Source organism: Nonomuraea deserti (assembly GCF_004348685.1).
Lineage (GTDB): Bacteria > Actinomycetota > Actinomycetes > Streptosporangiales > Streptosporangiaceae > Nonomuraea > Nonomuraea deserti.
Window position 1 is genome coordinate 1 of the sequence record NZ_SMKO01000315.1, and the last position, 6856, is coordinate 6856.

A 6856-nucleotide genomic window follows, 5' to 3' on the forward strand; every position below is an offset into this window, starting at 1 on the left:
GGAGCTCAGCAGGGGCGCGCGGGCGGCGGCGGGCGGAGGGCGAGGCCGGGTGTCGCGGCGGGCGCTGCTACTCGGAGCGGGCGCGGTCGCGGGCACGGCGGCCGTGACGGGAGGCGTGCTGTGGTGGCGCTCAGCCCAGGGCCCGGCACCCCGGGCGCGGGCCACCGGGCCCGCCGCCGCAGGCAGCCCGGACGTGAGCGGCCGGACCGTGACGTCCACCACCCCCGCGGGCCCGGCGACACCGGCCGGGCGGGACGGCTCGCCGGGCGCCACCACGACGCCCGAGCGCACGATCGTCCCGCCGCGGCCGGAAGGGCAGGACATCGTGATCGCGATGCAGAGCGCGATCACGGTGAAGCCGATGGCGGACCTGACCTTCGACGGCGCCCTGACGCAGAGCGAGTTCGCCGCGAAGGCGCACGGCCGGATCCGGTTCCATCCCGAGGCGAGCTTCAGCCCGCAGAACTGCGCCTACGCCATGACCGTCGCCCCCGCCGGCGAGCCGGCCATGGACGTGACCATGGTGCTGTCCGGCGGCTCCGTCGAGCTGTTCGTCGACGGGAAAGCTCAGGGGGAGCGCGAGCCGCGCGGCCAGGACCACCTCGACATGGTCGTCACCATGTCGGGCATCGGCGTCATCCTCGACCTGGTGAGGCGCACGGAGCGGGTGGACGCGGCCGCCCTGCGCTACTCCGGCAGCCTGCCGGCGGAGAAGGCGCCCGGCGCGATCCAGGAGCAGCTCGCGGGCATGGCCGGCTGGAAGACGAACGAGCTCGAAGGCACCAGGATCAACTGGCAGCTGGAGCTGGACCGGCAGAACCGCCCCCGGCTCTTCGTGCTCTCCTGGGTGACCGAGGTACGCGGCACCGAGCTCGCCTCCACCTACTCCACGACGTTCGGGGGCTGGCGGCAGGGGGAGATCGCCGCGCCCGGCTAGCGATCCGGGCACGCCATGGGATCGCCTCAGGCCCCTCGTGCGGCGATGATGAGGGACATGGAGACAGCCCCGGTGCCGCCGATCTCCACCATGGGTGCCATCGTCACGGTGGAGCGCGTGCTCGCCCGAACCCCCGCCCTGGCCGTCCTGCTGCCGATGATCCAGGCCTTCGACACCGGCTGCCTGCTGAACATCGACGTCGTGGCCCGTAACGCCGCGGCGCCGCGCGGCCTGGCGCTGCAGCTCGACTCCGCGTTCTCCGGCGAGGAGAGCACGTCGCTGCACATCACGCTGCGCTACTCGGACGGCGTCGAGGTCGCCTCCGACGCCGACCACCACTGCGCCCCGCCGAGCCTTTCCTGGTTTCCGGGCGGCGTGCGCGGCGACGCGACGTTCACCCTCTACCAGACGCCCCTGTGGCTGCATCCGCTGCCGCCGCCGGAGGACTTCGTCCTCACCATGGAGTGGCCGTGGGCCGGCATCGACCTCGAGACCATGCGGCTCGACGGCGCCGCCATCGCGGGCGCGGCGGCGCGGTCGAAGCACTGCTGGCCGTCCTGGGGGACCACCGAGGCGCACTGACCATCTAGTACGACTTCTGCGTCTGTACGTTGAAGTCGTCCATCTTGACCTGCTTGGCCGGGTCAGTGAGCGGATGATCGATGCGCAGCACGTCGAGACCCTGGCGCATGTCGCTGGAGTAGATGTAGCCGTTGTAGTAGTAGGCGGACCAGGAGCCCACGGTGCCGCCGGTCTCGTCGGCACCGCGCTCGAAGAAGCCGATCTCCTTCGGGTTGGCGGAGTCGGTGAAGTCCCAGATCGACACCCCGCCCTGGTACCACGACTGGACCATGACGTCCTTGCCCGGCACCGGGATCAGGGAGCCGTTGTGGGCGACGCAGTTCTCGTCCGGCTGCTGCTCCCGCGGGATCTTGAAGTAGCCGCGCCGCTCCAGCTGGCCGTTCACCAGGTCGTAGACGGCATCAGCGCCCTTCGTGGGAGGGGTGTTCCTGTCGCAGGTGGCCATGGCGCCGCCGCCGAGCTCGTCACCGAACACGATCTTGGTGGCGTCGTTGTTGAACGTCGCCGAGTGCCAGATCTGGAAGTTCTCGGGGTCGTTGAGCCGCTGGACGACCTTCGGTTCGACCGGGTTGGAGATGTCGAGGATCACGCCGTCGCCGAAGCAGGCGGCCGCGGCCACGTGCTTCTCCGGGTAGGCGGTGATGTCGTGGCAGCCGGAGCCGTTCTCGCTGTTGGAGCGCTCCGGGAAGAGGTCCGGCTTCGCCGCCATCTTCGCCGACCGCGGATCCTGCACCGGGATCTCCACGATCTGGATGAGCTCGTGCGGCGGCTGGCAGGTCTCCGACTCGGGCTCCGGGCCCGGCGAGGAGACGTACACGTACACGGTCTCCCCGGCGGGGACCATCGTGTGCGTGTGGGAGCCGCAGTCGGTCTGGACCGCGCTGACGTACCTGGGGCTCTTCTTGTCGCTGATGTCGAAGATGCGCAGCCCTTCCCAGCTGCGGCGGTCATCACGGGAGTCGCACTCCGGGCCGCTGCGCGGCTCGTCGATCGACAGGATGAGCAGGTCGCCGTAGACGGTGACGTCGTTCTGCTGCGCCGGGCAGGACACCTGGCTGACGATCTCCGGCTTCGTCGGGTCGCTGATGTCGTAGATCGTGAACCCGCCGAAGTTGCCCACGTACGCGTAGTCGCCCTGGAAGGCGAGGTCCGTGTTGAGGTCTTCCGGACCGTCTAACGGGGCGGTCCTCGGAATGTTGGCGACGTGTTCCACGTTGTCGCTCTTCATCACGCCGTCCGCGGCGGTCCTTGCTGGAGCGCTGGTCTCCTGCGACGACCCGGCGGGCGTTTCGGGCCTGCCCCCCAGCGGGACTCCGGCGCACGCGGAGACCAGCAGCAGGACCGTACACAACAACGCTCCGCGCAGCTTGGCAGAGATCAACGCGCATTCCCCTTCATGTTGTGGCTCAGTATGGAAGCTATGTCAGCAGGTTCGACGCCGCGCACCGTCTTCATCACGGTTCTGACCATATTGGGCCTTAGCGCCTGCTCGCAGCCGCCTGCCCAACCCTCGGCCGTGGGAACGGAGGCGCCGGTCATCGTGCCGGGCAGCCCGGGCGGCCAAGGACGCACGGCGACGCCGGGGGAGCGGATCGGGCAGACGCCCGCTCCGACCGTGGCCTCCGACGTACGTTTCGCCGAGGCCATGATCCCGCATCATCGCCAGGCACTGGAGATGACCGCACTGGTGGAAGACCGCACGACCACGCCCACCATCCGCGCGATCGCCCGCGCGATCGACGCCGCCCAGTTGCCGGAGATCAAGGGCATGGCCAGCTGGCTCACCGAACTGGGCCGCTCTGCGCCGTCGGGGCACGACCACGGGGAGGCCGAGGGCTACGGAATGGCGACCGAGCAGCAGCTGAACGCGCTGGGGGCGGCCAAGGGGACCGCCTTCGACCGGTTGTTCCTCGAGCTGATGATCAGGCATCACGAGGGGGCGGTGAAGATGGCGGGAGAGCAACTCGCGACCGGCCGGGACCGGCGCATGCGGCTGCTCGCCAAGGATGTGTACTCGGGTCAGAGCATCGAGATCGCCCGCATGAAGCGGGTGCTGGAATCGCTGCCGGCCTAGCTCCGGCTCGGGGGGACGGCTCCGCGCCAGGAAGCGCTCCGGTCGGGAGGCGCCCCGGATCAGGGGGCGCTCCGGGCCGGGGGGCGCTCCGGGTCAGAATGCGCCCCGGGTCAGGGGGCGCCTCGGATCAGGGCCGCTTCAGATCAGGGCCGCTTCGGATCAGGGGCGTTCCGGATCACGAGGGCCAGAGCATGTTGGTCAGCTCGCTGTCGAGATCCATGAAGTCGGTCTCGCGGCCCGCGGGCACCTTCTCGTACGTGCGGTGGAGGAATTCGGTGAGCGGGGCCAGCGGCACTTCGAAGAGCGCCTGCCCGAACGGTGACGTGAGACTGATGTGCAGCGTGCGCTCGCCGTCGGCGCGCGCGGGCCACACCTGCACGTCGCCGTCACCGACGCGTCGCACGATGCCCACGGTCAGCAACTCGCGAGCAAAGATCCACTCGACCGGCTCGTCGTTCCCTACGTGGAAGGCCATGCGGATGGCGTATGGGTCGTCGGCTGTGTAACTCAACCCGGCGAGCAGGGGGACGGTTGTACGGTCGGGGACCACAAGCCGAAGGCCAAGCTCGGCGGAGACGGTGGTGCTGTTCATCGTCAGCCAAACCTTTTCGTCGTAGGTCCCCTCTACGGGGCTTTCACTGCTCTGACGGACTTCGTCCTGAGCTATGACGCAGGGAACGAAGAAACCCGTAGGAAAGATTCCGCTCCTAGGGCCTTCTGTAACGCACATCACAGCTGGACATTTAGGCATCTACCAGGCTAAACGGCATCAATCGGGTCGTATTTGCAAGGGTTTTGCGTGCGGTGGACCGTGATCCAGAGGCGTCGGTCATGAACGTTTCTTGCGAAATGATCGCGACCGGCGTCTTCCGGAACACGACTGATGGTATGCCACCGACCCGCCATGCCGATGGGCAACCGCCGCGTTTCACCCGAATCCCTACTGCTGCGCCGATCCGGTCACCCCCCGGCCCCCTCCCGCAGCCCGGCCCACCCGCTCGGGATCACATCGCTTCGCCAGCAGGCGCCAGAGTGCGGTATGGTTTTCCCCGTCGGCACCAAGCGGAGCCGACAGGGCGGGCGATTAGCTCAGCGGGAGAGCGCTTCGTTCACACCGAAGAGGTCACTGGTTCGATCCCAGTATCGCCCACCGCGAAGACGCAGGTAGCACGGGGTTTCGGAGTTGATCCGAGGCCCCGTTCCTCGTGTCTGGGGGACGATGGGAGCCAATCGGGGAGCCATCTCACTCGGACTCTCTACCCGTGTCGGCTGTCACCGAAGATCGTGTTCATGGTTTGGGCACCTTTGGTGATCACCGGCCTGAGCTGGTGCCGATAGACCGCCTCTGTGACGCTGGTGCCCGCGTGCCCGACGAGATCAGCGATGATCTCGATGGGCACACCCTGGTCACTCATGATGGAAACGAACGAGTGACGCAGTTCGCGCGGTGTCCAGGCGGTTCCGATCTTTGCGTCCTTTGTGATCTTGCGGAATGCCCGCCGCACGTTGGCCGCGTCCAACTCGGTGCCGACGCTCGTGCAGAACACCAGGTTGTGGTCTTGCCATGCCTCGCCCGCCCTGAGCTTGTGGGTGGCCTGGCGGGTGTGATGGTGCCGGAGGGCCTCGGCGGCGAGTCTGGGGAGTTCCAGCGTGCGCCGTGACTTGCGGGTCTTGGTGTCACCCCCTTCTCGGACGGCTCGCCATACGTAGATGGCGAGCTTCTTGTGTCTGAACCCTGCCTCGGTGACCGGCTGCCACTGCTTGAGGTTCGGTATCCAGGCGACGACGTGATCCCAGTGCAGCGCGCGGGCTTCCTCGGTACGGACGCCCGTGGTGAGGCTGAGCACCACGTAGGCATGAAGTTCCGAGGTTGCCGCGGCCTTGAGCACCGCCTCCGCCTGGTGCCGGGTGAGTGCCTTGCTGGGGCGCCCGTCCGTGCCCTTGGGCGTGGTGACCAGCTCAGCCACGTTCCTGAGCACCATGTCACGTGCCTGGGCTTGCCGGATGGCTCGCTTCAGCACGCTGTGAATCTCCCGCAGGGTGGTGGTCGCCAGTTCGCCGGCGAGTCGGTCAAGCCACTCATCCACGTGATCCGCGCGGAGCTGCTGGAGCTTGATCTTCCCCAGTCCGGGGATGACGTGCGTCTCGGCGAGGATGCGTAGCTTGGTGACGGTGTTCTCGGATCGGCCCTTGATGCCCTTGCTGAGCCAGTCGTTGACGGCATCGCGCACGGTGTAGGTCTCCGATGCGGTGATGCCCGCTTCAAGGTCTTTGACGGCCTTGATCAGCTTGTCCTTAACGGCGGTCTTGGTCTTGGCCTTGCGCTTGAGGCGCTGGCGCTTGCCGTCGGGGCCGAACCCGAGGGAGATGGCTCCGGTGAAGCCGTCCCCCTCGGGATAGATGGTCGCTTCGTACTTGCCGATCAGGATCTTGGCCAAGGGATCACCCCTTCTCGTGACGGTTGAGGTACTCCTCGATCGCCTTCCTGATCACCCACGACACATCTCGTTCCTGCGACTCGGCGTACTTGCGGAGACGGTCTTTGAGTTCCGTGTCCACGCGTACGGGAGGCAGGGTCGTTCGGTCGCTCGTCATTGACGGCTTCCTTCCTGTGTCATGCAGTTATCAAGAGGCGCCGGCCGGTTGTGCGAGGGTTCCGGACAACCGGCCTTGTAGAACGTTGTAGCACGATGCTCTACGCCTCGTCCATCGATTCCAGCGAGGAAACGAACTCGGCAAGGTGCCGGTCGGTGATCCGGCGCAGCTTGCCGATCTTGATGCTCTTGAGCTGTCCGGTACGGAGAAGGAAGTAGACCTTGTCACGTCCGATGCTCAGCATCTCCGCGACTTGTTCGACGGTGTATGCCTGCATGTGCATCCCCCCTCTCGATCGTCGAGGTGTGCCCGCGCACGGTCGCCGGTTACGGATGGTGATCGTCCGTCGGTTCGTCCGTCCGCGCCTGTCGCTGCCTCTACACGCGCAGACGCGCGGACGGACGCGGACGGCGGACGCGGACGATTACGGATCGTGCACCTCTGGGAGGGCTCGCCAGCGTCCTCGTGAGACCTGTTCGACCTGGCGCGTGCGGCTCAGCTCTTGGAGGCGTTGGTAGACCCAGGTTCGGCGCATGCCGGTTGCGCGCATGAGGTCGCCGATGCTCACCCCGTCGCTCGGGGCCTGCCTCAGTGCGGTGGTGAGTGCGTCTTCAGCGGCTCGTACGGGGTTGTCGCGGGCGTGTCGGGGTGAGGGGCGGATGGTGGGC

Annotated in this window: 7 protein-coding genes, 1 tRNA gene and 1 pseudogene; 4 read left to right on the top strand and 5 right to left on the bottom strand. The window is 67.4% G+C overall.

Translation table 11 applies throughout. The features are described from left to right. Both E1292_RS52050 and E1292_RS48760 read left to right on the top strand, forming a co-directional pair. Window positions 1-937: pseudogene (locus E1292_RS52050) on the top strand (hypothetical protein); the annotation flags it as partial. A 57-nt stretch (window positions 938-994) separates the two neighbouring features. Further along, window positions 995-1519 (top strand): hypothetical protein, encoded by a 525-nt coding sequence (locus E1292_RS48760; protein ID WP_132606616.1) that lies wholly within the window; start codon window positions 995-997, stop codon window positions 1517-1519. 4 nt (window positions 1520-1523) lie between these two features. Here E1292_RS48760 and E1292_RS48765 read toward each other — a convergent pair whose 3' ends face one another. Continuing rightward, window positions 1524-2900, bottom strand: a complete 1377-nt coding sequence (locus E1292_RS48765; protein WP_165975156.1) for an LVIVD repeat-containing protein — start codon at window positions 2898-2900, stop codon at window positions 1524-1526. A 15-nt stretch (window positions 2901-2915) separates the two neighbouring features. On the opposite strand from E1292_RS48765, the gene E1292_RS48770 reads away from it, so the two are divergent. Continuing rightward, a complete protein-coding gene (locus tag E1292_RS48770; protein WP_246090985.1) occupies window positions 2916-3593 on the top strand; it encodes a DUF305 domain-containing protein in 678 nt (225 codons plus the stop codon). A gap of 175 nt (window positions 3594-3768) precedes the next feature. Here E1292_RS48770 and E1292_RS48775 read toward each other — a convergent pair whose 3' ends face one another. Beyond that, window positions 3769-4185 (bottom strand): SsgA family sporulation/cell division regulator, encoded by a 417-nt coding sequence (locus tag E1292_RS48775; RefSeq protein WP_132341648.1) that lies wholly within the window; start codon window positions 4183-4185, stop codon window positions 3769-3771. Window positions 4186-4671: 486 nt separating this feature from the next. On the opposite strand from E1292_RS48775, the gene E1292_RS48780 reads away from it, so the two are divergent. After that, window positions 4672-4743, top strand: a tRNA-Val gene (locus E1292_RS48780). A gap of 106 nt (window positions 4744-4849) precedes the next feature. Here the strand turns inward: E1292_RS48780 and E1292_RS48785 are convergent. The 3 genes from E1292_RS48785 to E1292_RS48795 form a co-directional block, all read right to left on the bottom strand. Next, a complete protein-coding gene (locus tag E1292_RS48785; RefSeq protein WP_132606617.1) occupies window positions 4850-6031 on the bottom strand; it encodes a site-specific integrase in 1182 nt (393 codons plus the stop codon). Window positions 6032-6035: 4 nt separating this feature from the next. Then, window positions 6036-6188 carry a CopG family ribbon-helix-helix protein gene (locus E1292_RS48790; protein ID WP_106240258.1) on the bottom strand — a complete coding sequence of 51 codons (153 nt, stop codon included), beginning with the start codon at window positions 6186-6188 and terminating at the stop codon, window positions 6036-6038. Between the two features lie 100 nt (window positions 6189-6288). After that, window positions 6289-6465 (bottom strand): helix-turn-helix domain-containing protein, encoded by a 177-nt coding sequence (locus E1292_RS48795; RefSeq protein ID WP_220447439.1) that lies wholly within the window; start codon window positions 6463-6465, stop codon window positions 6289-6291. Window positions 6466-6856: the final 391 nt, after the last annotated feature.

What these genes read in the sequence shown, in the direction of transcription:
- E1292_RS48760 (WP_132606616.1), top strand. Translation starts at nt 995, where the DNA reads ATGGAGACAGCCCCGGTGCCGCCGATCTCCACCATGGGTGCCATCGTC.
- E1292_RS48770 (WP_246090985.1), top strand. Translation starts at nt 2,916, where the DNA reads ATGTTGTGGCTCAGTATGGAAGCTATGTCAGCAGGTTCGACGCCGCGC.
- E1292_RS48775 (WP_132341648.1), bottom strand. Translation starts at nt 4,185, where the DNA reads ATGAACAGCACCACCGTCTCCGCCGAGCTTGGCCTTCGGCTTGTGGTC.
- E1292_RS48790 (WP_106240258.1), bottom strand. Translation starts at nt 6,188, where the DNA reads ATGACGAGCGACCGAACGACCCTGCCTCCCGTACGCGTGGACACGGAA.
- E1292_RS48795 (WP_220447439.1), bottom strand. Translation starts at nt 6,465, where the DNA reads ATGCAGGCATACACCGTCGAACAAGTCGCGGAGATGCTGAGCATCGGA.